This window comes from Scandinavium sp., from assembly GCF_051650185.1.
GTDB lineage: Bacteria > Pseudomonadota > Gammaproteobacteria > Enterobacterales > Enterobacteriaceae > Scandinavium.
On record NZ_JBOFIN010000106.1, the window covers coordinates 1 to 20949 of the forward strand.

Annotated in this window: 20 protein-coding genes, 2 tRNA genes and 2 pseudogenes; 14 read left to right on the forward strand and 10 right to left on the reverse strand. The window is 54.3% G+C overall.

Annotated features, from left to right (window positions below):
* Nucleotides 1-105: pseudogene (locus tag ACRCWW_RS13775) on the reverse strand (IS5/IS1182 family transposase); the annotation flags it as partial.
* Between the two features lie 513 nt (nucleotides 106-618).
* Here ACRCWW_RS13775 and alaE point away from each other — a divergent pair.
* A complete protein-coding gene (gene alaE / locus ACRCWW_RS13780; protein WP_438682921.1) occupies nucleotides 619-1056 on the forward strand; it encodes an L-alanine exporter AlaE in 438 nt (145 codons plus the stop codon).
* 40 nt (nucleotides 1057-1096) lie between these two features.
* On the opposite strand, the gene ACRCWW_RS13785 is transcribed toward alaE, so the two are convergent.
* Entirely contained in the window at nucleotides 1097-1441 is a 345-nt protein-coding gene (locus tag ACRCWW_RS13785; protein ID WP_438682922.1) for a DUF2002 family protein, read from the reverse strand.
* A gap of 150 nt (nucleotides 1442-1591) precedes the next feature.
* On the opposite strand from ACRCWW_RS13785, the gene ACRCWW_RS13790 reads away from it, so the two are divergent.
* Nucleotides 1592-1918 (forward strand): DUF883 domain-containing protein, encoded by a 327-nt coding sequence (locus ACRCWW_RS13790; protein ID WP_438682923.1) that lies wholly within the window; start codon nucleotides 1592-1594, stop codon nucleotides 1916-1918.
* Between the two features lie 64 nt (nucleotides 1919-1982).
* On the opposite strand, the gene ACRCWW_RS13795 is transcribed toward ACRCWW_RS13790, so the two are convergent.
* Nucleotides 1983-3335 carry a PLP-dependent aminotransferase family protein gene (locus ACRCWW_RS13795; protein WP_438682924.1) on the reverse strand — a complete coding sequence of 451 codons (1353 nt, stop codon included), beginning with the start codon at nucleotides 3333-3335 and terminating at the stop codon, nucleotides 1983-1985.
* An 85-nt stretch (nucleotides 3336-3420) separates the two neighbouring features.
* On the opposite strand from ACRCWW_RS13795, the pseudogene ACRCWW_RS13800 reads away from it, so the two are divergent.
* The 12 genes and pseudogenes from ACRCWW_RS13800 (at nucleotide 3421) to emrB (ending at nucleotide 16615) form a co-directional block, all read left to right on the forward strand.
* Nucleotides 3421-3852, forward strand: a pseudogene (locus ACRCWW_RS13800) (carboxymuconolactone decarboxylase family protein).
* A 181-nt stretch (nucleotides 3853-4033) separates the two neighbouring features.
* Complete coding sequence (nrdH, locus tag ACRCWW_RS13805; RefSeq protein ID WP_438682925.1) at nucleotides 4034-4279, forward strand: glutaredoxin-like protein NrdH; 246 nt, start codon at nucleotides 4034-4036, stop codon at nucleotides 4277-4279.
* Nucleotides 4276-4686, forward strand: a complete 411-nt coding sequence (gene nrdI, locus ACRCWW_RS13810) for a class Ib ribonucleoside-diphosphate reductase assembly flavoprotein NrdI (RefSeq protein WP_438682926.1) — start codon at nucleotides 4276-4278, stop codon at nucleotides 4684-4686. The genes nrdH and nrdI overlap by 4 nt, the downstream gene beginning before the upstream one ends.
* The gene (nrdE, locus tag ACRCWW_RS13815; RefSeq protein WP_438682927.1) at nucleotides 4659-6803 is read left to right on the forward strand and encodes a class 1b ribonucleoside-diphosphate reductase subunit alpha; all 2145 of its coding nucleotides are present in this window, start codon (nucleotides 4659-4661) and stop codon (nucleotides 6801-6803) included. Before nrdI ends, nrdE begins: the two co-directional genes overlap by 28 nt.
* Nucleotides 6804-6813: 10 nt before the next feature.
* Complete coding sequence (gene nrdF / locus ACRCWW_RS13820) at nucleotides 6814-7776, forward strand: class 1b ribonucleoside-diphosphate reductase subunit beta (RefSeq protein ID WP_438682928.1); 963 nt, start codon at nucleotides 6814-6816, stop codon at nucleotides 7774-7776.
* Between the two features lie 390 nt (nucleotides 7777-8166).
* Nucleotides 8167-9369: a glycine betaine/L-proline ABC transporter ATP-binding protein ProV gene (gene proV, locus ACRCWW_RS13825; RefSeq protein WP_438682929.1), complete on the forward strand. Its 1203-nt coding sequence runs from the start codon at nucleotides 8167-8169 to the stop codon at nucleotides 9367-9369.
* A complete protein-coding gene (proW, locus tag ACRCWW_RS13830; protein ID WP_438682930.1) occupies nucleotides 9362-10426 on the forward strand; it encodes a glycine betaine/L-proline ABC transporter permease ProW in 1065 nt (354 codons plus the stop codon). The genes proV and proW overlap by 8 nt, the downstream gene beginning before the upstream one ends.
* Nucleotides 10427-10526: 100 nt before the next feature.
* Nucleotides 10527-11522, forward strand: coding sequence for a glycine betaine/L-proline ABC transporter substrate-binding protein ProX (gene proX / locus ACRCWW_RS13835; protein ID WP_438682931.1), 996 nt, complete (start codon nucleotides 10527-10529; stop codon nucleotides 11520-11522).
* 241 nt (nucleotides 11523-11763) lie between these two features.
* Entirely contained in the window at nucleotides 11764-12942 is a 1179-nt protein-coding gene (locus ACRCWW_RS13840) for an MFS transporter (RefSeq protein ID WP_438682932.1), read from the forward strand.
* Nucleotides 12943-13221: 279 nt separating this feature from the next.
* The gene (gene emrR, locus ACRCWW_RS13845; protein WP_438682933.1) at nucleotides 13222-13752 is read left to right on the forward strand and encodes a multidrug efflux transporter EmrAB transcriptional repressor EmrR; all 531 of its coding nucleotides are present in this window, start codon (nucleotides 13222-13224) and stop codon (nucleotides 13750-13752) included.
* Nucleotides 13753-13879: 127 nt separating this feature from the next.
* Nucleotides 13880-15052: a multidrug efflux MFS transporter periplasmic adaptor subunit EmrA gene (gene emrA / locus ACRCWW_RS13850; RefSeq protein WP_438682934.1), complete on the forward strand. Its 1173-nt coding sequence runs from the start codon at nucleotides 13880-13882 to the stop codon at nucleotides 15050-15052.
* Between the two features lie 15 nt (nucleotides 15053-15067).
* Complete coding sequence (emrB, locus tag ACRCWW_RS13855; protein ID WP_438682935.1) at nucleotides 15068-16615, forward strand: multidrug efflux MFS transporter permease subunit EmrB; 1548 nt, start codon at nucleotides 15068-15070, stop codon at nucleotides 16613-16615.
* Between the two features lie 101 nt (nucleotides 16616-16716).
* Here emrB and luxS read toward each other — a convergent pair whose 3' ends face one another.
* From luxS to ACRCWW_RS13890, 7 genes are all read right to left on the reverse strand, one after another.
* Complete coding sequence (gene luxS, locus ACRCWW_RS13860; RefSeq protein ID WP_330983885.1) at nucleotides 16717-17232, reverse strand: S-ribosylhomocysteine lyase; 516 nt, start codon at nucleotides 17230-17232, stop codon at nucleotides 16717-16719.
* A gap of 205 nt (nucleotides 17233-17437) precedes the next feature.
* Nucleotides 17438-18994: a glutamate--cysteine ligase gene (gene gshA, locus ACRCWW_RS13865; RefSeq protein WP_438682936.1), complete on the reverse strand. Its 1557-nt coding sequence runs from the start codon at nucleotides 18992-18994 to the stop codon at nucleotides 17438-17440.
* 78 nt (nucleotides 18995-19072) lie between these two features.
* The gene (locus ACRCWW_RS13870) at nucleotides 19073-19501 is read right to left on the reverse strand and encodes a YqaA family protein (RefSeq protein ID WP_438682937.1); all 429 of its coding nucleotides are present in this window, start codon (nucleotides 19499-19501) and stop codon (nucleotides 19073-19075) included.
* Complete coding sequence (gene yqaB / locus ACRCWW_RS13875; RefSeq protein WP_438682938.1) at nucleotides 19498-20064, reverse strand: fructose-1-phosphate/6-phosphogluconate phosphatase; 567 nt, start codon at nucleotides 20062-20064, stop codon at nucleotides 19498-19500. The genes ACRCWW_RS13870 and yqaB overlap by 4 nt, the downstream gene beginning before the upstream one ends.
* Nucleotides 20065-20183: 119 nt before the next feature.
* Nucleotides 20184-20498: a BON domain-containing protein gene (locus ACRCWW_RS13880; RefSeq protein ID WP_438682939.1), complete on the reverse strand. Its 315-nt coding sequence runs from the start codon at nucleotides 20496-20498 to the stop codon at nucleotides 20184-20186.
* A 176-nt stretch (nucleotides 20499-20674) separates the two neighbouring features.
* Nucleotides 20675-20751 (reverse strand) — tRNA-Arg (locus tag ACRCWW_RS13885).
* Nucleotides 20752-20813: 62 nt separating this feature from the next.
* A tRNA-Arg gene (locus ACRCWW_RS13890) sits at nucleotides 20814-20890 on the reverse strand.
* Nucleotides 20891-20949 lie beyond the last annotated feature (59 nt).

A 20949-nucleotide genomic window follows, 5' to 3' on the forward strand; every position in this document is an offset into this window, starting at 1 on the left:
GTTGATGAGAGCTTTGTTGTAGGTGGGCCAGTTGGTAATTTTGAACTTTTGCTTTGCCACGGAACGGTCTTCGTTATCGGGAGGATGCGTGATCTGATCCTTCAACTCAGCAAAAGTTCGATTTATTCAACAAAGCCCCTAATAACTACAAAAAGAAGATTATTTCTGCCGGGTCAGGCGATTAGGAAGAACATCACTTCTCACACTTTCCGCATAATTAGTCACGTTTGTTGCATTACCTCCCACGGCATTGAATAGCTTTAACCACCACAAAACAGCCATTTAAAAGATGTTAATGCTGAATACGAGGCTATACAGATTCAGGCACATACGAAACGGCTTCAGGTGGGCGAAGGAGAGAAACCCCACATCATCATGGAAAAGTTAAGCATATGATTTACATGAACAAACAAAGCAATCAACAACAAAAATAGCGCGACTTCGGAAAAACATCTGCCAGCAGAGTATTTTATTAACAAAAGGCGAATAAATAAAAATTTTAAGCTAGTTGTTACTTAATAGCCAGATAGATACTCTATACGCGAAAACAGATCCAACCCAAAGCACTGTCAGAAACGTTCTATCCCAATGATATTCCCTTTTTCAAGGAGCATACCGATGTTCTCTGCGCAGTCACGCCTGCGTCATGCGGCAGCAGACACTTTCGCCATGGTGGTCTACTGTTCCGTCGTGAACATGTTGATTGAAATTTTTCTCTCCGGTATGAGCTTTGAGCAGTCACTTTCTTCGCGACTGGTGGCTATCCCGGTCAACATAATCATTGCATGGCCCTATGGTTTATATCGCGATTGGGTGATGCAGTATGCCCGCCGATTAAGCCCGGCAAAATGGGTGAAAAACCTGGCTGATGTGCTGGCTTATGTGACGTTCCAGTCGCCGGTGTATGTCGTGATTTTGCTGACTGTTGGCGCTGACTGGCACCAGATTGCTGCTGCGGTAAGTTCGAATATCGTGGTGTCGATGTTGATGGGTGCCGTGTACGGCTATTTCCTTGATTACTGCCGCCGTCTGTTTCGCGTCAGCCAGTATGCCTGACGCTCAGCCTGACACGACTGGCCGCGTGCCAGTCGTTCGCTTATTTCCCTTCGCCAAATAATCCTGTCAGAAAACGCTCAAGGGCAATGCGTGAGCTGAAGCCGTGTGGAATGCCGTAATGCTCTTGTGCATCCCCGCCTAAATAAAGCGGAAACTGCTGGTAGTGATCGCAGGTTTTGATCTCAGAAGCCGGATCCGCCAGCAGATAGCTGCGCTCTTTCAGGCCCGGATGAATGATAAGCGCGGTTCTGCCCATTCGGGCTTCGCGATTCACATAAACATAATTATCGCCACGGCGGTAACCGTAAATTTTCTGCGTCACTTCGTCCATCGTAAAACCGACTTTTTCAAGAACGCGCGCCACCTCATCAGGTCGTAAATACATATTTTATCCTCGTTGTCCTCAACAGCCACGCCACCTTACAGTATTCAGCAATAGCATCGCTTTCAGAAAAATCCATAAACAGCCGAATAAGGCGTGATTCACTTCAATCTGTCCTAAACTTAATTTCACCGTCACTCAGGGGAGGAACCCATGTTTAACAGACCCAATCGTAACGATGTGGATGAAGGCGTTCAGGATATTCAGAACGATGTCAGTCAACTGGCCGACTCGCTGGAAGAGGTGTTGAAATCCTGGGGCAGCGATGCCAAAGACGAAGCGGATACCGCGCGGCGAAAAGCGCAGTCCCTGCTTCGCGAAACCCGGGCCAGAATGTATGGCCGCACACGCGTTCAGCAGGCTGCTCGCGATGCGGTAGGTTGCGCGGACAGCTTCGTGCGGGATAAACCCTGGCACAGCGTGGGCGCTGCGGCGGCCGTAGGGATCTTTATTGGCGCATTATTGAGTTTGCGCCGATAATGACGGTGTCATGCTGATAATAAATACGCGTCTGCCCCGACAGGTTTCTGACCTGCCGGGGCTTTTATTTGATGGCCTGCTGTAACATACGCACCTGCTGCTGCGCCATCGCCGGGCTGGAGATATTGGTAAAGCTCATCAGCAAACCACTGGCTCCCTGGCTGTTCATCCGCCAGTCGCTCAGCGCTTGCACCGCAAGCCCGGCCCGACGGCCACGTACAGCCAGTTCCCGGTCGTCGCCCTCCACTGACATCACCAGTTGGATCCCACCCTGCTGCGGCACCACCTGAAAACCGTGAGCGGCCAGTGCCTGCTCCAGCCACTGGCGACGCTGTGCATAGTGCTGACGCATTTTCCTGAGATGCCGCCAGAAATGCCCTTCATGGATAAAATCGGCCAACGTTTGTTGCCAGAGCAGCGGCACGCCGCAGGCGGCATACGAGGCCTGCTGTCGAAATTGCGCCACCAGCGGCGCGGGCACCACCAGCCAGGCACAACGCAGCGCCGGGAACAGCGACTTGCTAAACGTTCCGGCGTAAATCACGCGCTGCGGCGCATCCAGACTTTTGATCGGCGGCAGCGGTTTGCCCTGATAGCGAAATTCACTGTCGTAATCATCCTCAATGATCCACGCTGCCTGATGAGCCGCCCAGTCTAACAATTGATGACGACGAGGCAGGGAAAGCGCCACGCCGAGCGGGCTTTGGTGCGCTGGCGTGAGCAGGGCAAAGCGGGCATCCGGAGCAAGCCGCATCCCCTCCTCAATCTGCATACCGTCATCGTCCACTGGCACAGGACACAGTTCAAGCTGCTGGCTGGCGATCAACGGACGAATCAGCGGAAAACCGGGATCTTCCAGCCAGATTCGGTCGCCTGGTTTGCTGAGCGTTTGCAGGATCAGCGCCATCGAAGCCGCATAGCCCGTGGTGACAAAAACCTGCTCAGGCATGCACTCGATGCTGCGGGAAAAACGCAGATACTCCACGATGGCGTTGCGTAAGTTCATTTCACCGCACACATCGCCGAGCGCGAGATCAAAACGCGTTTGCGTCCTTAAGCGTCGCCCCATAACACGTGCCCAGACAGCCCGGGGAAAAAGATCCAGCGCCGGTAACCCCATCTGAAAGGGCTGAGGTTCCGGCTGTTCGCCGCCAAACCAGACTGGCTCTGGCGTCGTTGGACCTCGCACAACACCTGCGCTGACAAAAGTGCCCTTCTGCCCCTGCCGTTCCAGCCAGCCCTGCGCGACAAGCTCACCGTATGCCGATTCCACAGTCGCCCGCGAAACGCCAAGCTCCTGAGCATAGACCCGGCTGGCAGGCAGCCGTTTGCCGGGAAGAAGCTCACCTTGTTCAATGGCAGCTTTAAGCTGACGCGCAATACTCTGGTAGCGTGGCCCTGCGGAGTGTGAATTCATGGTCTGGTTTTTTACTCAAAAGATGGCTCTCAACACCAGACCATTATAGTGACAGACTGTGTTCATCGAAAAGAGGAGACCTGCAATGACCACATTACGTCAGCCCTACTATGAACTGAGCCCTGAAGTGTATGCCGCCCTGGGCCAGGCGAAAAAAGCGCTGGAACACAGCGAACTGGATTTGTCCGTTATCGAACTGGTGTATCTGCGGATTTCACAAATCAACGGCTGCGCCTTCTGTCTGGAAATGCACAGCAAAGCGCTGCGTAAACGCGGTGTGGAACAGGTGAAACTGGATGCACTCGCAGGCTGAAGAGTGAGTCATCACTTCTCCGATCGCGAACGCGCTGCGCTGGCCTGGGCGGAAGATTTGACGGACATTGCCCGCAACCGCGCGGAAGATGAAGTCTATCAACCTCTGCTGGCTTACTTCAGTGCCAGAGAGATAAGCGACCTGACGTTTGCCATTAGCCTGATGAACGCCTTTAACCGCCTCGCCGTCAGTATGCGCATGTAATTACGACCCAAAACCCTCGCCCTCGCTACGCTCGTTAGCGGGGGAAAATCAAGATAAAATATCTATATATTGTATGGTTGATGTTTTTCATAACTACATCTAGTATTCCCTTTAGAGTTTATTCACCCAAACCGACGCTGATTTTTGCGCCGCTTTTTCATTCTAAATGGAAATACGAATCATGCGCATTACTATTTACACACGAAATGACTGCGTTCAGTGCCATGCCACCAAACGGGCGATGGAGTCTCGCGGCTTTGACTTTGAGATGGTCAATATCGATCACCATCCTGATGCTGCTGACACCTTGCGCGCACAAGGCTTTCGTTCTCTGCCAGTGGTGATTGCTGGCGACGTGAGCTGGTCTGGTTTTCGTCCGGACATGATCAATCGTCTGCGCCCTGAGGCCGTTGCGGCACGGGCATGAGCACCCTCGTCTTTTTCTCCAGCAGCTCCGAAAACACATTGCGCTTTATCGAGCGGCTGGGGCTGCCTGCCGTGCGTATTCCGCTCAATGAACGGGAACGCATCCAGGTGGACGAGCCTTACATTTTGGTGGTGCCCAGCTACGGCGGAGGCGGCACGGCAGGCGCTGTGCCTCGCCAGGCGATCCGCTTTTTAAACGACCCGCACAATCGCGCCCTGATACGCGGCGTGATTGCCTCGGGCAACCGAAACTTCGGCGAAGCTTTTGGCCGCGCCGGAGATGTCATCGCGCAGAAATGCGGCGTGCCTTACCTCTACAGGTTTGAACTGATGGGCACCCAAAGCGATATCGACAACGTGCGAAAAGGAGTGAGCGAATTTTGGCAACGACAACCGCAGAACGTGTGACCCAGAGCGCCCCGGACTACCATGCGCTCAATGCGATGCTGAATCTGTACGACAAAGACGGCCGCATTCAGTTTGAGAAAGATGCCGAAGCCGTGAACGCTTTTATGAGCGCCTACGTGCGCCCCAACTCACGCACCTTCGCCAATCAGGACGCGCGCCTGGACTGGCTGGTTGCAGAGGGTTATTACGATGAACGCGTTCTGGCACGCTTCAACCGCGCGTTTATTGCCGATCTCTTTGCCCACGCTCACGCCAGCCAGTTTCAGTTCAAAACGTTTCTCGGGGCCTGGAAGTTTTACACCAGCTACACGCTGAAAACCTTCGATGGCAAACAGTTCCTCGAACACTTTGAAGACCGCGTGGTGATGGTGGCGCTGACGCTGGCACAGGGCGATGAATCTCTGGCTCGTCAGCTCACAGACGAAATGCTCTCCGGCCGCTTCCAGCCTGCGACGCCAACCTTCCTCAACTGCGGCAAACAGCAGCGTGGTGAATTAGTCTCCTGCTTCCTGCTGCGCATTGAAGACAACATGGAATCGATTGGTCGCGCGGTAAATTCAGCCTTGCAGCTATCTAAACGCGGCGGCGGTGTGGCTTTTTTGCTTTCGAATCTGCGCGAAGCGGGTGCGCCCATTAAACGTATCGAAAACCAGTCTTCCGGGGTGATCCCGGTGATGAAAATGCTTGAAGATGCTTTCTCTTATGCAAACCAGCTTGGAGCCCGTCAGGGCGCAGGCGCGGTGTATCTGCATGCTCATCACCCGGACATCCTGCGTTTTCTTGATACCAAACGTGAAAACGCCGATGAAAAAATTCGCATCAAAACGCTGTCGCTTGGCGTGGTGATCCCGGATGTCACCTTCCGCCTGGCGAAAGAGAATGCGCAGATGGCGCTGTTTTCCCCGTATGACGTTGAGCGCCTGTACGGCAAACCGTTTGGTGATATCGCAGTGAGCGAAATGTATGACCAGTTAGTGGCTGACGCACGCGTGCGAAAAACCTGGATCAACGCCCGCGATTTCTTTCAGACCCTGGCCGAAATCCAGTTTGAATCCGGCTATCCGTACATCATGTTTGAAGATACGGTCAACCGTGCGAACCCGATTGCCGGGCGCATCAATATGAGCAACCTGTGTTCCGAAATTTTGCAGGTCAACAGCGCCTCAACCTTTGATGAGAACCTGGATTACGCCGCCACCGGGCACGATATCTCCTGCAATTTAGGCTCGCTGAACATTGCTCACACGATGGATTCGCCGGACTTTGGCCGCACAGTGGAAACCGCGATCCGTGGCCTGTCGGCCGTATCAGACATGAGCCACATTCGCTCAGTTCCCTCAGTTGAAGCGGGAAACGCGGCGTCACACGCGATTGGGCTTGGGCAGATGAACCTTCATGGCTATCTGGCTCGTGAGGGAATTGCCTACGGAAGCGTTGAAGGGCTGGATTTCACCAACCTCTATTTTTACACCATCACCTGGCATGCGCTGCGCACGTCAATGCAGCTGGCACGCGAACGCCATCAACGCTTTGCCGGGTTTGAGCAGTCACGGTATGCCAGCGGCGAGTATTTCCGCCAGTATCTGGAGCAGGAGTGGCAGCCGAAAACGGAACGTGTCCGCACACTGTTTGCGCAAGCGGGCATCACGCTCCCTACCCGTGAAATGTGGCAGCAGCTGCGGGATGACGTGATGCGTTATGGCATCTACAACCAGAATTTGCAGGCCGTGCCGCCGACCGGGTCGATTTCCTATATCAACCATGCAACCTCAAGTATTCACCCGATTGTCTCGAAAATTGAGATCCGCAAGGAAGGGAAAACCGGGCGCGTCTATTACCCGGCCCCGTTTATGACCAACGACAATCTGGCGCTCTATCAGGATGCCTATGAGATTGGGCCTGAAAAAATCATCGACACCTATGCCGAAGCGACAAAGCACGTCGATCAGGGCCTGTCGCTGACGCTGTTTTTCCCGGATACCGCCACCACGCGTGATATCAACAAAGCCCAGATTTACGCGTGGAAGAAAGGCATCAAGACCCTGTACTACATCCGCCTGCGCCAGCTGGCGCTCGAAGGCACAGAAATTGAAGGCTGCGTGTCGTGCGCATTGTAAGGAGAGAAGGATGAACCGTTTATCACCGGTCTGCGCCATCAACTGGAATAACATCCAGGACGACAAAGATCTGGAAGTCTGGAACCGCTTAACCAGCAATTTCTGGCTGCCGGAGAAAGTGCCGCTGTCGAACGATATTCCGGCGTGGCAGTCATTAAGCCCGGAAGAACAACAGCTCACGATCCGCGTCTTCACTGGGTTAACGCTGCTCGACACCATTCAGAATACGGTTGGCGCACCGGCGTTAATGCCCGATTCGCTCACGCTGCACGAGGAAGCGGTGATGTCGAACATCAGCTTTATGGAAGCCGTGCATGCGCGTTCCTACAGTTCGATTTTTTCAACGCTTTGCCAGACCAAAGACGTGGATGCCGCCTACGCCTGGAGTGAGGAGAACGAGCCGCTACAGCGCAAAGCGCAGCTGATGCTGGAACACTATGCAGCAGATGCGCCGTTGAAGAAGAAAATCGCCAGCGTGTTCCTGGAGTCGTTCCTCTTCTATTCCGGTTTCTGGCTGCCAATGTACTGGTCCAGCCGCGGCAAGCTGACCAATACTGCGGATCTGATTCGCCTGATCATCCGCGATGAAGCCGTCCATGGTTACTACATTGGCTATAAATTCCAGAAAGGGCTGGAGCTTGTAAGCCAGAGCGAACGCGAAGCACTGAAAAATTTCGCCCTCGATCTGCTAATGGATCTCTACGACAACGAGCTGGCCTACACCGAGGCGCTGTATGCCGGGACGGGCTGGGAAGACGATGTCAAAGCATTCCTGTGTTACAACGCCAATAAGGCGCTGATGAACCTTGGCTATGAAGCGCTGTTCCCGCCTGAGATGGCAGACGTGAACCCGGCAATCCTTGCGGCGCTGTCGCCCAACGCCGATGAAAACCACGATTTCTTCTCAGGTTCAGGCTCCTCCTATGTGATGGGGAAAGCGGTAGAAACCGAAGACGAAGACTGGAACTTCTGATCCTCTTCATACTTCACGCTGTAGATGCGTTGGCTGCATACGCGCACCCCAGTCACTTACTTAAGTAAGCTCCTGGGGATTTTGCGTATTTGCCGCCTTTCTACAACGCGAATTATTTAGAGGATTAACCCATAAATAAAATATGATTATTTCAATATCCCACTCAGTTTCAGCCGAAATTTGACCGCGCTTACAAAAAATACCAGTCTGAATTCATTTCCCCTCAGCCCTTATATCATGGGGGCATCGCGCCAGTCGGGCACAGGAAATGCAGGAAGCATCGGGAAATTGAGGGTTGTCTCAGAATCTGAGTATGTTAGGGTAGACCCGTCAATTATTTTCATCAGGTAACATATCGACATAATTAAATAATGGGAATTCGTTTATTGCATGGCAATTAAATTAGAAATCAAAAATCTTTATAAAATATTTGGCGAACATCCGCAGCGCGCATTCAAATATATCGAAAAGGGTCTCAACAAAGAGCAGATCCTGGAAAAAACAGGTTTATCTCTTGGCGTTATCGACGCCAGTCTGGCCATTGAAGAAGGCGAGATTTTTGTCATCATGGGGTTGTCCGGTTCCGGAAAATCCACCATGGTACGCCTTCTCAATCGCCTGATTGAACCCACTCGCGGGCAGGTACTGATCGACGGTATCGATATTGCCAAAATTTCCGATGCCGAACTGCGTGAAGTGCGCCGCAAGAAAATTGCGATGGTCTTCCAGTCCTTTGCGCTGATGCCCCATATGAACGTGCTGGACAATACGGCGTTCGGTATGGAATTAGCCGGTATTGCGCCACAGGAGCGTCAGGAAAAAGCCCTCGATGCCCTGCGTCAGGTTGGCCTGGATAATTACGCTCACGCTTACCCGGATGAATTATCCGGCGGCATGCGCCAGCGCGTTGGCCTGGCCCGGGCATTAGCCATCAACCCTGACATCTTATTAATGGACGAAGCCTTCTCTGCGCTCGATCCCTTAATTCGTACTGAGATGCAGGATGAACTGGTGAAATTACAGGCCAGACATCAGCGTACCATTGTCTTTATTTCCCACGATCTTGATGAAGCCATGCGCATCGGCGATCGCATTGCCATTATGCAAAATGGCGAAGTCGTTCAGGTCGGTACACCGGACGAAATTCTGAATAATCCGGCCAATGACTACGTGCGGACGTTCTTCCGTGGCGTGGATATTAGCCAGGTCTTTAGCGCGAAAGATATCGCCCGCCGTACGCCGAAAGGCCTGCTGCGTAAAGCGCCGGGCTTTGGTCCTCGCTCTGCCATCAAACTGCTGCAGGACGAAGACCGTGAATATGGCTATGTCATTGAACGCGGGAATAAATTTGTTGGCATTGTCTCTATCGATTCCCTGAAAGCCGCGCTGGCAGCAGGCGAGAACATCGACGCTGCGTTGCTTGAAACGCCGCTGGCGGTTGATGCTCAGACTGCGCTGAGCGAGCTGCTTTCTCATGTCGGTCAGGCACCGTGTGCGGTGCCGGTGGTCGACGAGAACCAGCAGTATGTGGGCATCATTTCCAAAAGCGTGCTGTTGCAGGCTTTAGATCGAGAGGGAACAAACAATGGCTGATCAATCTAATCCGTGGGCAACCACACCGGCAGCCGATAGCGCTGCGCAATCGGCTGACGCATGGGGAACGCCTGCGCCAGCCCCGACGGATGGCGGCGGTGCCGACTGGCTGCACAGCGCGCCCGCGCCACAGGCTGAGCATTTCAATATTATGGACCCGTTCCATAAGACACTGATCCCCCTTGATAACTGGGTTACCCACGGTATCGACTGGATCGTCAGCAACTTCCGTCCGGTTTTCCAGGGCATCCGTATGCCGGTGGATTACATCCTTGGCGGGTTTCAGCACCTGCTGACCGGCATGCCTGCGCCGATGGCCATCGCGCTGTTCGCGCTGATCGCCTGGCAGATTGGTGGCGCTGGAATGGGCGTTGCCACGCTGATTTCACTGATTCTGATCGGGGCTATCGGCGCCTGGACGCAGGCGATGATCACCCTGGCACTGGTCCTGACGGCGCTGTTCTTCTGTGTGCTTATCGGCCTGCCGCTGGGGATCTGGCTGGCGCGGAGTCCTCGTGCTTCGAAGATTGTTCGTCCGCTGCTGGATGCAATGCAGACCACGCCTGCGTTCGTGTATCTGGTGCCCATCGTTATGCTGTTCGGGATCGGCAACGTGCCGGGCGTGGTGGTGACGATTATCTTCGCCCTGCCGCCAATTGTGCGCCTGACTATCCTCGGCATTAACCAGGTCCCGGCGGACTTGATTGAAGCTTCACGCTCGTTTGGTGCCAGTCCGCGCCAGATGCTGTTCAAAGTCCAGCTCCCGCTGGCGATGCCGACCATCATGGCCGGGGTGAACCAGACGCTGATGCTGGCGCTGTCGATGGTGGTTATCGCCTCGATGATCGCCGTCGGCGGTCTGGGCCAGATGGTGCTGCGCGGTATTGGCCGTCTCGACATGGGCCTGGCGAGCGTCGGCGGCGTGGGGATCGTTATCCTTGCGATCATCCTTGACCGTCTGACACAGGCTGTCGGCCGTGATTCACGCAGCCGCGGTAACCGTCGCTGGTACACCACCGGGCCTCTTGGGTTAATCCTCCGTCCATTCACAAAATAAAGTGCCGGATGGCGCTAACGCTTATCCGGCCTACAAAATCACCAGGCCGGGCAAACGCAGTGCCGCCCGGCAACCTTCACCACTAAAATAAGGAACAACGATGCGACATCGCGTAATGTTTGCCACAGCGTTTGCCACGCTTGTCTCCACCAGCACTTTTGCCGCCGACCTGCCGGGTAAAGGCATTACCGTGCAACCGGTGCAGAGCACCATTTCTGAAGAAACCTTCCAGACGCTGCTGGTCAGCCGCGCGCTGGAGAAACTTGGCTACACGGTGAGCGCACCGAGCGAAGTCGATTACAACGTGGGCTATACCTCGATCGCCTCTGGCGATGCTACGTTTACCGCCGTGAACTGGCAGCCACTGCATGACGATATGTACAAAGCCGCTGGCGGCGACAAGAAGTTTTACCGTGAAGGCGTGTTCGTGACAGGCGCGGCACAGGGTTACCTGATCGACAAAAAAACCGCCGATCAATATCACATCACCAATATTGCCCAGCTTAAAGACCCGAAGATCGCCAAACTCTTTGACAGCAACGGCGACGGCAAAGCCGACATGATGGGTTGCTCGCCTGGCTGGGGCTGTGAAGCAGTGATTAATCACCAGAACAAAGCGTTCGATCTGGCTAAAACCGTCGACGTTAGCCACGGCAACTATTCTGCAATGATGGCGGACACCATCGCCCGTTATAAAGAAGGCAAACCCGTTATTTATTACACCTGGACGCCTTACTGGGTCAGCGATGTGCTCAAGCCAGGGAAAGATGTGGTGTGGCTGCAGGTGCCGTTCTCATCCATGCCGGGTGAGCAGAAAGACATCGACACCAAACTGCCAAACGGCGCTAACTATGGTTTCCCGGTGAACACCATGCACATTGTGGCAAACAAAGCCTGGGCTGAGAAAAACCCGGCGGCCGCGAAGCTGTTCTCACTGATGAAGCTGCCGCTGGCGGATATCAACGCCCAAAACGCGATGATGCACGAAGGGCACTCGTCAGAAGCGGATATCCAGGGCCACGTCGATGGCTGGATCAAAGGCCATCAGCAGCAGTTTGACGGCTGGGTAAAAGAAGCGCTGGCTGCGCAGAAGTAGATTGTGCTCGCCCCTCTCCCTAACCCTCTCCCGCGGGGAGAGGGAATAGATTGAGCCCCTCTTCTATTAGGTGCGGGAATTGACCTTACTCCCCTCTCCTTTTGGGAGAGGGGCTGGGGGAGAGGGGATCAGACGGCGCAAATCTTAACCGCACTATCCGACACCCAACATTTCCCTAAACCTCCGCAAACTCGTTATCATTGCTCACCAGTAAAATAATCACTCAGATAACGATTCACTGATGACTAAACACTCGCTTAGCCCCGCGCTGATTGCGCTGATGTCTGTGGCAACCGGCCTTGCCGTTGCCAGTAACTACTACGCCCAACCGCTGCTCGATACGATTGCTCGCGCGTTTTCACTCTCTGCCGGACAGGCTGGATTCATCGTTACCGCCGCCCAGCTTGGCTATGCGGCGGGTCTGCTGTTTCTGGTGCCGCTCGGCGATATGTTTGAGCGACGCGCACTGATTGTGACCATGACGCTACTTGCTGCGGGCGGCATGTTGATCACCGCCTCGAGCCAGTCGTTATCGATGATGATCCTCGGCACCGCCTTAACCGGGCTTTTCTCTGTTGTCGCGCAGATTTTGGTGCCGCTGGCGGCAACGCTCGCCAGCCCGGAAAAGCGTGGGAAAGTGGTCGGGACAATCATGAGCGGCCTGCTGCTCGGCATTCTTCTGGCGCGAACCGTTGCCGGATTGCTTGCCAGCCTGGGCGGATGGCGCACCGTTTACTGGCTTGCTTCCGGCCTGATGGTGCTGATGGCGATTGCCCTCTGGCGCGGCCTCCCTCAGGTTAAACAAGAAACCCATCTCAACTATCCGCAGCTTCTGCGTTCGGTCTTCAGCCTGTTTATCCGTGACAAACTGCTGCGGACCCGAGCCTTACTCGGCTGCCTGACCTTCGCCAACTTCAGCATTCTCTGGACTTCAATGGCCTTCCTGCTGGCCGGTGCCCCTTTCCATTTCTCTGAGGGCGTGATCGGGCTGTTTGGGCTGGCAGGCGCAGCAGGCGCGCTGGGCGCACGTCCGGCTGGCGGTTTCGTGGACAAAGGCAAATCGCATTTGACCACAACCACGGGTCTGGTGCTTCTGCTGCTCTCGTGGGTTGCCATCTGGTTTGGTCATGCCTCGGTGCTGGCGCTGGTTGTGGGCATTCTGGTTCTCGACCTGACCGTTCAGGGCGTGCACATCACCAACCAAACCGTCATTTACCGCGTGCAGCCAGACGCACGAAATCGTCTGACAGCCGGTTACATGACCAGCTACTTCATTGGCGGCGCTGCGGGCTCGCTTATCTCGGCTTACGCCTGGCAACACTACGGCTGGACGGGCGTGTGTGCGGCCGGTGCGGTGATGGCCGCACTGAACTTACTGGTATGGTGGCGAGGATTTCATCGCCAGGACGCCATTGCCTGAAAAGGCTTCACATTCATGGCGTTATTCTTGCATTGGGGTGTTAAGGCACCCCTTTGTCTGTTAAGGTTATCCACCTGATCAACCCGGTAACTGTTTCTCGGGTAATTATTACACTTTCACGATGAAACCTCCTGGGACGCTGACGGCGCGGTCGTTCGCCGTCAGACAATACTTTTTATGAATAAATTGCTCCGGCCCATGATTTCGGCGCATTAATTCATTTACTTTATTTGTCACTGTCGTTACTATATCGGCTGAAATTAATGAGGTTATGCCCAAATGGATAGTTCGTTTACGCCCATTGAACAAATGCTAAAATTTCGCGCCAGCCGCCATGAAGATTTCCCTTATCAGGAAATTCTTCTGACTCGCCTGTGCATGCACATGCAAGGCAAGCTGCTGGAAAACCGCAATAAAATGCTGAAAGCTCAAGGGATTAACGAGACGTTATTTATGGCGTTAATCACGCTGGAGTCTCAGGAAAACCATAGCATTCAGCCTTCTGAGCTGAGCTGTGCGCTGGGGTCTTCCCGTACTAACGCGACCCGTATTGCCGATGAGCTGGAAAAACGTGGCTGGATAGAACGCCGCGAAAGTGACAACGACCGTCGCTGCCTGCATTTGCAACTCACCGAGAAAGGTCATCAGTTCCTGCGCGAAGTGTTACCGCCGCAGCACAACTGCCTGCACCAGCTCTGGTCCTCTTTAAGCGTCACCGAAAAAGACCAACTTGAGCAAATCACCCGCAAGCTCCTGACTCGTCTGGATCAGATGGACGAAGACGGCGTCGTGCTCGAGGCACTTCGTTAAGCGTGTGACTCGCTCACCATCCTGATTAATAAAAGAAAACTGACAGGCCAGCAGCGCATAACTGCTGGCCTTTCTGACAAACAGGTCGGCTCAGCCGATGTGAAATAATAAGATCGTGGAGAACAACATGAGCGCGAATGCGGAGACTCAAAGCCCGCAGCAACCGGCGAGCAAGAAAGGCAAACGTAAAGGTGCCCTTCTGCTTCTGACCTTGCTCTTTATTGTTATTGCAGTGGCATATGGGATCTATTGGTTTTTAGTACTGCGTCATTATGAAGAAACGGATGATGCGTACGTGGCAGGGAACCAGGTTCAAATCATGGCACAGGTGTCTGGCAGCGTGACGAAAGTCTGGGCTGACAACACCGACTACGTGCAAAAAGGCGACGTGCTGGTCACGCTCGACCAGACCGATGCCCAGCAGGCATTCGAGAAGGCGAAAACGGGCTTAGCCTCCAGTGTTCGTCAGACCCGCCAGTTGATGATCAACAGCAAACAGCTTCAGGCGAGCATTGACGTTAAAAAGACCGCTCTGGCGCAGGCACAGACTGACCTGAATCGCCGCATTCCGCTCGGCAGCGCTAATTTGATTGGCCGTGAAGAGCTGCAACACGCGCGCGATGCCGTAGCCAGTGCGCAGGCAGAACTGAACGTCGCTATTCAGCAGTACAACGCCAACCAGGCGATGGTGCTGGGCACTCAGCTTGAAAATCAACCGGCTGTTCAGCAGGCGGCGACCGAAGTCCGTAATGCATGGCTTGCCCTGCAACGTACCAAAATCGTCAGCCCAATGACCGGTTATGTCTCTCGTCGTGCCGTTCAGCCTGGCGCGCAAATTAGCCCAACCACGCCGCTGATGGCGGTGGTTCCGGCCACCAATCTGTGGGTGGATGCGAACTTCAAAGAGACCCAGCTGGCGCATATGCGCATCGGCCAGACCGCGACCATTGTCAGCGATATCTACGGTGATGATGTGAAGTACACCGGCAAGATTGTGGGCCTCGATATGGGGACAGGCAGCGCCTTCTCCCTGCTCCCGGCACAAAACGCCACTGGTAACTGGATCAAAGTGGTTCAGCGTCTGCCCGTACGTATTGAGCTCGATGAGAAGCAACTGGCACAACACCCGCTGCGCATCGGCCTCTCTACGCTGGTGAAAGTGGACACCGCCGATCGCGGTGGCGAGATACTGGCAAGCCAGGTGCGTAGCAGCCCGGCTTACGAAAGTAATGCTCGTGAAATCAGTCTCGACCCGGTGAATAAACTGATTGATGGCATCGTCCAGGCTAACGCCAACTGATCAGGGGTGAGCGTAATGCAACAGCAACAACCGCAAAAACCACTGGAAGGTGCGCAACTGGTCATCATGACCATTGCCCTCTCTCTGGCGACGTTTATGCAGGTGCTGGATTCGACGATCGCCAACGTGGCGATCCCGACCATTGCCGGTAACCTTGGCTCATCGCTGAGCCAGGGAACCTGGGTCATCACCTCTTTCGGGGTGGCAAACGCCATCTCGATCCCGATCACCGGCTGGCTGGCAAAGCGCGTAGGTGAAGTCAAACTCTTCCTGTGGTCGACGGTCGCGTTTGTGATTGCGTCCTGGGCCTGTGGCGTCTCCAACAGCCTGACCATGCTGATTTTCTTCCGCGTGATTCAGGGTGTGGTCGCCGGACCGCTGATCCCACTGTCGCAAAGTTTGCTGCTGAGCAACTATCCGCCTGCCAAGCGTTCTGTCGCACTGGCGTTATGGTCAATGACGGTTATCGTGGCACCAATATGCGGCCCGATCCTCGGCGGCTATATCAGCGATAACTATCACTGGGGCTGGATCTTCTTTATCAACGTGCCGATTGGTGCGGTGGTGGTTCTGCTGACGCTGCAAAGCCTGCGCGGGCGTGAAACTCGCACCGAGCAGCGGCGTATCGATGGCATCGGCCTGGCGCTGTTGGTGGTCGGTATCGGCAGTTTGCAGGTGATGCTCGACCGCGGGAAAGAACTGGACTGGTTTAACTCGATGGAAGTCGTGGTGCTGGCCATTGTTGCCGTGGTGGCGATAAGCTTCCTGATAGTCTGGGAGCTCACCGACGATAACCCGATAGTCGACCTGTCGCTGTTTAAGTCGCGAAATTTCACCATTGGCACACTCTGCATCAGCCTCGCGTACATGCTCTACTTCGGCGCTATCGTCCTGCTGCCGCAGCTGTTGCAGGAGGTCTACGGTTACACCGCCACCTGGGCCGGGCTTGCATCTGCGCCGGTGGGGGTTATTCCGGTTCTGCTGTCACCGATTATCGGGCGCTTTGCCCATAAACTCGATATGCGACGGCTGGTCACCTTCAGTTTTATTATGTATGCCGTGTGCTTCTACTGGCGTGCGTATACGTTCGAACCGGGTATGGATTTTGGCGCATCCGCGTGGCCACAGTTTATTCAGGGCTTCGCCGTGGCCTGCTTCTTTATGCCACTGACGACCATCACGCTCTCGGGGTTACCTCCGGAACGGCTGGCGGCGGCGTCGAGTCTGTCGAACTTTACCCGTACGCTGGCAGGGTCAATCGGGACGTCGTTTACCACAACCATGTGGACGAACCGCGAAGCGATGCACCACGCGCAATTGACAGAATCGGTGACGCCGTACAACCCGAACGCCCAGCAAATGTACGATCAGCTGCAAGGCCTGGGGATGACACAGCAGCAGGCTTCAGGCTTTATCGCGCAGGAGATCACCGCCCAGGGCTTGATCATTTCGGCCAATGAAATTTTCTGGATTTCAGCGGGGATCTTTATCGTCCTGCTGGGCCTCATCTGGCTCGCCAGACCGCCATTTGGTGCGGGCGGCGGCGGCGGTGGCGCTCACTAACAAAAAAGCCAGTTCGTGATGAACTGGCTTTTTTTATATTGCCCGGCCTGCTGATGTTGTAGGCCGGATAAGCGCAGCGCCATCCGGCACTGTGCAGAGGACTAGATATGCAGTTCCTGCAGCTTCTCCTTCGGCAGCGCCAGCTCATCATTGCTGTTCACACGCACGCCACGGTCGATAATGCTACGGGCGATGTCCTGTGCTTCCTGCAGTGAGTGCATGGTGTAAGTGCCGCACTGATAGACGTTCAGCTCCGGGATCTGGTTCTGTTCTTTGACCTTCAGAACATCCGCCATCGCCGCTTTCCACGCATCAGCGACGCGGGTTTCATCCGGCGTGCCAATCAGACTCATGTAGAAGCCAGTACGGCAGCCCATTGGGGAAATATCGATGATCTCGACGCCATTCCCGTTCAGGTGATCGCGCATGAAGCCCGCGAACAGATGTTCAAGCGTGTGAATGCCCTTCTCTGGCATCACTTCTTTGTTCGGTACGCAAAAGCGCAGATCAAAGACGGTGATCTCGTCGCCGTGCGGCGTATGCATGGTTTTTGCGACGCGAACAGCAGGGGCTTCCATTCGGGTATGGTCGACAGTGAAGCTATCTAATAACGGCATTTTGTCTCCTCCGAACTCTTCGCTTTCTCTTGTGCCATCAGGGCCAGGAGAAAAAATAACTGAAGAGTGTGATTTTTTTATAAATAAACTGAACTCTTTGTTCCCGGGCGAGTCTGAGTATATGAAAGACGCGCATTTGTTATCATCATCCCTGTTCTTCAGAGATGAAAGTTTGGCCACAATGATGTGGCCTTTTTCTTTTCTGTCAGGCGTGACGCGCAACCACCGCAGCAAAAGGCTCGGTATCCGCCTCTTCGATCTGACGTTGACGAGCGATTGACGCTTCACGTTCCGCTTCAAAATCCGCTTCGTGCAAAATCTCCAGCGGCTCTTCGCGCAGCATTGTGCGGTATTGCTCGCCCAACGTTTTGCCTGTCCCGCCAATGCCACTTTCAAGCATAGAACGCAAAATGCGTGCTGAGAAAGTTAACTCCGGATTGTCAAAGCTTGCGACCAGCTCATCACACACTTGTTGGTAGGCATTTCCGCCTTCAATGCTGTCCAGCGTCTGCGCAACGCGTTTCAGGTCGGCAAACAAGTCTTTGCCCACTTTCTCCAGCGGGAACTGCGCGGTTTCGCAGCCAATGCCCAGCGTCAGACCTGGCTTGCGGCCTTCCAGAATCACGCGATTCCAGTTGGTGCGGGTACACAGCAGTTCATCGCTGCTCATCTCTGGCGCATCTGCCAGCACACACCAGACCATAAACAGATCGAGGAAGCGCACCTGCTGCTCGTCCACCCCAATCGGCGAGAACGGGTTGATGTCTAACGAGCGCACTTCGATGTACTCGATGCCGCCGCGCAGCAACGCATCAGACGGCGTTTCACCGCTGCGGGTCACACGTTTTGGACGAATTGGCGCATACAGCTCGTTCTCAATCTGCAGGATGTTGCTGTTGATTTGCAGGAACTTGCCGTCTTTCTCGACGCCAATTTTGGCGTACTCTTCCGACGGTGTTTTGATCGCTCGCTTCAATCCTGCCACATAGCCGTGCAGATCGTTAAACGTAATACCGAGATTGCTTTGCGACTTATTGGTATAACCCAGGTCGCTCAGACGCAGAGAAGTCGCGTACGGCAGGTAGTACATGCCGCATTCGGTTTTCTCAAACGGCAGCGTCGTCGACTTCCCTTGCAGGAACGACGAACAGATGGCCGGAGAAGCACCGAACAGATACGGGATCACCCAACCAAAACGGTAGTAATTGCGAATCAGGCGGAAATAGCCGTCAGAGATGGCCTCTTTGCCGTCTTCCGTGCCGTTAACGCCACACTTCGCCTGCCAGAATGCCATCGGCAGCGAGAAGTTATAGTGCACGCCGGAAATCGTCTGCATCAGCGCGCCGTAGCGGTTCTTCAGCCCTTCGCGGTACAGTGTTTTCAGACGCCCTACGTTTGACGTGCCGTATTGCGCCAGTTCGATTTCCTGACCCGGTGCGATGTAGCACGGCATGCTGAGTGGCCACATACGTTCGTCACCGATATGACGAGCCGTGTAGCGATGCACATCGCGCATCAGCGTCAGCATATGATCAATATCACCGTCTACGGGGGTGATAAATTCCAGTAAGGCTTCGGCAAAATCGGTGGTAATCCATTTATGGGTCAGCGCCGAGCCAAGAGCATCCTGATGGCCGGTTGTTGCCAGTGAACCGTCGGCATTGACGCGCAGTGTTTCACGCTCAAGCCCACGTTGAATTCCTCGCACAGCCTGAGGATGCTTTTCCAGCCAGGCCAGCGCCTGTGATACGTCCGGGATCAAATTGACCTCCCGCCTGTCGAAATCATTTTATTAAGCATAATTGTCATGGTTGACGATTAAAGGTCACAATCAGTCCAATTAGTGCCACCACGTCATACCTTGCAGCGTTGCTGCGGCAATGACCACATAGCGCAACGCCTTGCCAAGGCACAAGAAAAAAAGCACCGGTCCCCACGAGATGCGCATCCATCCCGCCAGCAGACACAGTAAATCGCCGATGACAGGCATCCAGCTTAGTAACAGTGTGGCGGCCCCATAGCGTCTTAGCCAGCCCACTGCTTTTTCCCGCCAGCGTGAATTATCACGTAGCGGAAATAAACGCCCAAGAATAACGTTAGTTACCCCTCCAAGGCTATTACCCATTGTTGCTATTAAAACAAGAAGCCAGGGATGACTGACCCCGGCTATCAGCATGCCGACCAGCACCACCTCTGAGTTGCCGGGCAGCAACGTGGCACTGAGAAAACTACTGGCAAACAGAGAGAAGAGAGACAGCGTGTCACTCACAGCAGACGCACGTCCACAGCATCCATTCCCGCAAGACGGGCCGCTTCAAGGCCGAAGTCTGCATCTTCAAAGACCACGCACTGTTCAGGCGCAACGCCCATCAATTCAGCACAAAGCAGAAAAGTATCTGGGGCCGGTTTGTGATGCTTAACATGGTCCGCAGCTACGACCGCCGTAAAGTATTGCCGCAGCCCTAAATGGCTAAGCAGAGCTTCAGCAATAGCGCTTTCACTGCCTGTGCCCACTGCCATCGGTCGACGGCCGTGCCACGTTTTAACCACATCAATCAGTGGCAGCGGACGCACTGTGTCCAGCAGCATCACTTTCACCGCATCTGTTTTCTCACGGGCCAGTTGGTGGGGATCGAGCGTTGCCTGATTGAGAGCGATAACCGACTCAGCGATGCGCCAGGTGGGAGCACCGTTGAGCGCCACCATTGCCGCTTCATCAAAGTGCATACCGTAACGGCCAAGCACCTCGTGCCAGGCCTTACGATGAGTCGGTTCGGTATCGAGGATGGTGCCATCCATGTCGAAAATCAGTCCTGCATAGCGCTCGTACATCATGCTCTCACTCACCGGATAACAAAACGTTACTTTAACGTAAAAAGGGGTAGCTTGTCGCCGCCAGCCGAAAACAACAAAGGCACCGCGAAGGTGCCTCTGAGCTAAAGTGTTTGGCGTTACTTAACCTGCATGTCGTTTTCGACCACACGCACGCCTGTGACGTTACGCGTGAGTTCGACTGCACGATTGGCAATCGCCTGGGAAGACACGAACCCGCTCAACTGTACGCGGCCTTTAAAGGTCACGACGCTGATTTCATTAGATTTGACATCTTTATCGCTGAACAGCGCGGATTTCACCTTAGTGGTGATCACTGTGTCATCGATATAGCCGCCAGTGCTCTCTTTGGTTGACGATCCCGCACAGCCCGCCAGCGATACGGCGAAAATGCTCGCTGCACAGAACGCAGAGACAGCTTTGAACCATTTCATGGATTTCTCTCCTTGCTACCTGAAAACAGATTGATTACAGATATAAATTAGCCTGGACGAAGAAAGATGCCAATACTGAACAAAGGGTTAAGGAGTTTTCTGGGGGAGTTTCTTAGAAATGGAATGTCTTTGAAGCACTATCGTTGCTGATAGTTTGAGGATACTTTGAGAGAAGATGGTGCATCCGGGAGGATTCGAACCTCCGACCGCTCGGTTCGTAGCCGAGTACTCTATCCAGCTGAGCTACGGATGCATCAGGGGCACTGCTTTTACTGCTGATTCAATGTCACTCAAGAAGCCGCAACACTGAGAAGATGGTGCATCCGGGAGGATTCGAACCTCCGACCGCTCGGTTCGTAGCCGAGTACTCTATCCAGCTGAGCTACGGATGCAAAATGGCGGTGAGGCGGGGATTCGAACCCCGGATGCAGCTTTTGACCGCATACTCCCT

Bases quoted from the DNA above. Each gene is read 5' to 3' on its own strand.
- alaE (WP_438682921.1), top strand. From the start codon at position 619: ATGTTCTCTGCGCAGTCACGCCTGCGTCATGCGGCAGCAGACACTTTC.
- ACRCWW_RS13785 (WP_438682922.1), bottom strand. From the start codon at position 1,441: ATGTATTTACGACCTGATGAGGTGGCGCGCGTTCTTGAAAAAGTCGGT.
- ACRCWW_RS13790 (WP_438682923.1), top strand. From the start codon at position 1,592: ATGTTTAACAGACCCAATCGTAACGATGTGGATGAAGGCGTTCAGGAT.
- ACRCWW_RS13795 (WP_438682924.1), bottom strand. From the start codon at position 3,335: ATGAATTCACACTCCGCAGGGCCACGCTACCAGAGTATTGCGCGTCAG.
- nrdH (WP_438682925.1), top strand. From the start codon at position 4,034: ATGCGCATTACTATTTACACACGAAATGACTGCGTTCAGTGCCATGCC.
- nrdI (WP_438682926.1), top strand. From the start codon at position 4,276: ATGAGCACCCTCGTCTTTTTCTCCAGCAGCTCCGAAAACACATTGCGC.
- nrdF (WP_438682928.1), top strand. From the start codon at position 6,814: ATGAACCGTTTATCACCGGTCTGCGCCATCAACTGGAATAACATCCAG.
- proV (WP_438682929.1), top strand. From the start codon at position 8,167: ATGGCAATTAAATTAGAAATCAAAAATCTTTATAAAATATTTGGCGAA.
- proW (WP_438682930.1), top strand. From the start codon at position 9,362: ATGGCTGATCAATCTAATCCGTGGGCAACCACACCGGCAGCCGATAGC.
- proX (WP_438682931.1), top strand. From the start codon at position 10,527: ATGCGACATCGCGTAATGTTTGCCACAGCGTTTGCCACGCTTGTCTCC.
- ACRCWW_RS13840 (WP_438682932.1), top strand. From the start codon at position 11,764: ATGACTAAACACTCGCTTAGCCCCGCGCTGATTGCGCTGATGTCTGTG.
- emrR (WP_438682933.1), top strand. From the start codon at position 13,222: ATGGATAGTTCGTTTACGCCCATTGAACAAATGCTAAAATTTCGCGCC.
- emrA (WP_438682934.1), top strand. From the start codon at position 13,880: ATGAGCGCGAATGCGGAGACTCAAAGCCCGCAGCAACCGGCGAGCAAG.
- emrB (WP_438682935.1), top strand. From the start codon at position 15,068: ATGCAACAGCAACAACCGCAAAAACCACTGGAAGGTGCGCAACTGGTC.
- luxS (WP_330983885.1), bottom strand. From the start codon at position 17,232: ATGCCGTTATTAGATAGCTTCACTGTCGACCATACCCGAATGGAAGCC.
- yqaB (WP_438682938.1), bottom strand. From the start codon at position 20,064: ATGTACGAGCGCTATGCAGGACTGATTTTCGACATGGATGGCACCATC.
- ACRCWW_RS13880 (WP_438682939.1), bottom strand. From the start codon at position 20,498: ATGAAATGGTTCAAAGCTGTCTCTGCGTTCTGTGCAGCGAGCATTTTC.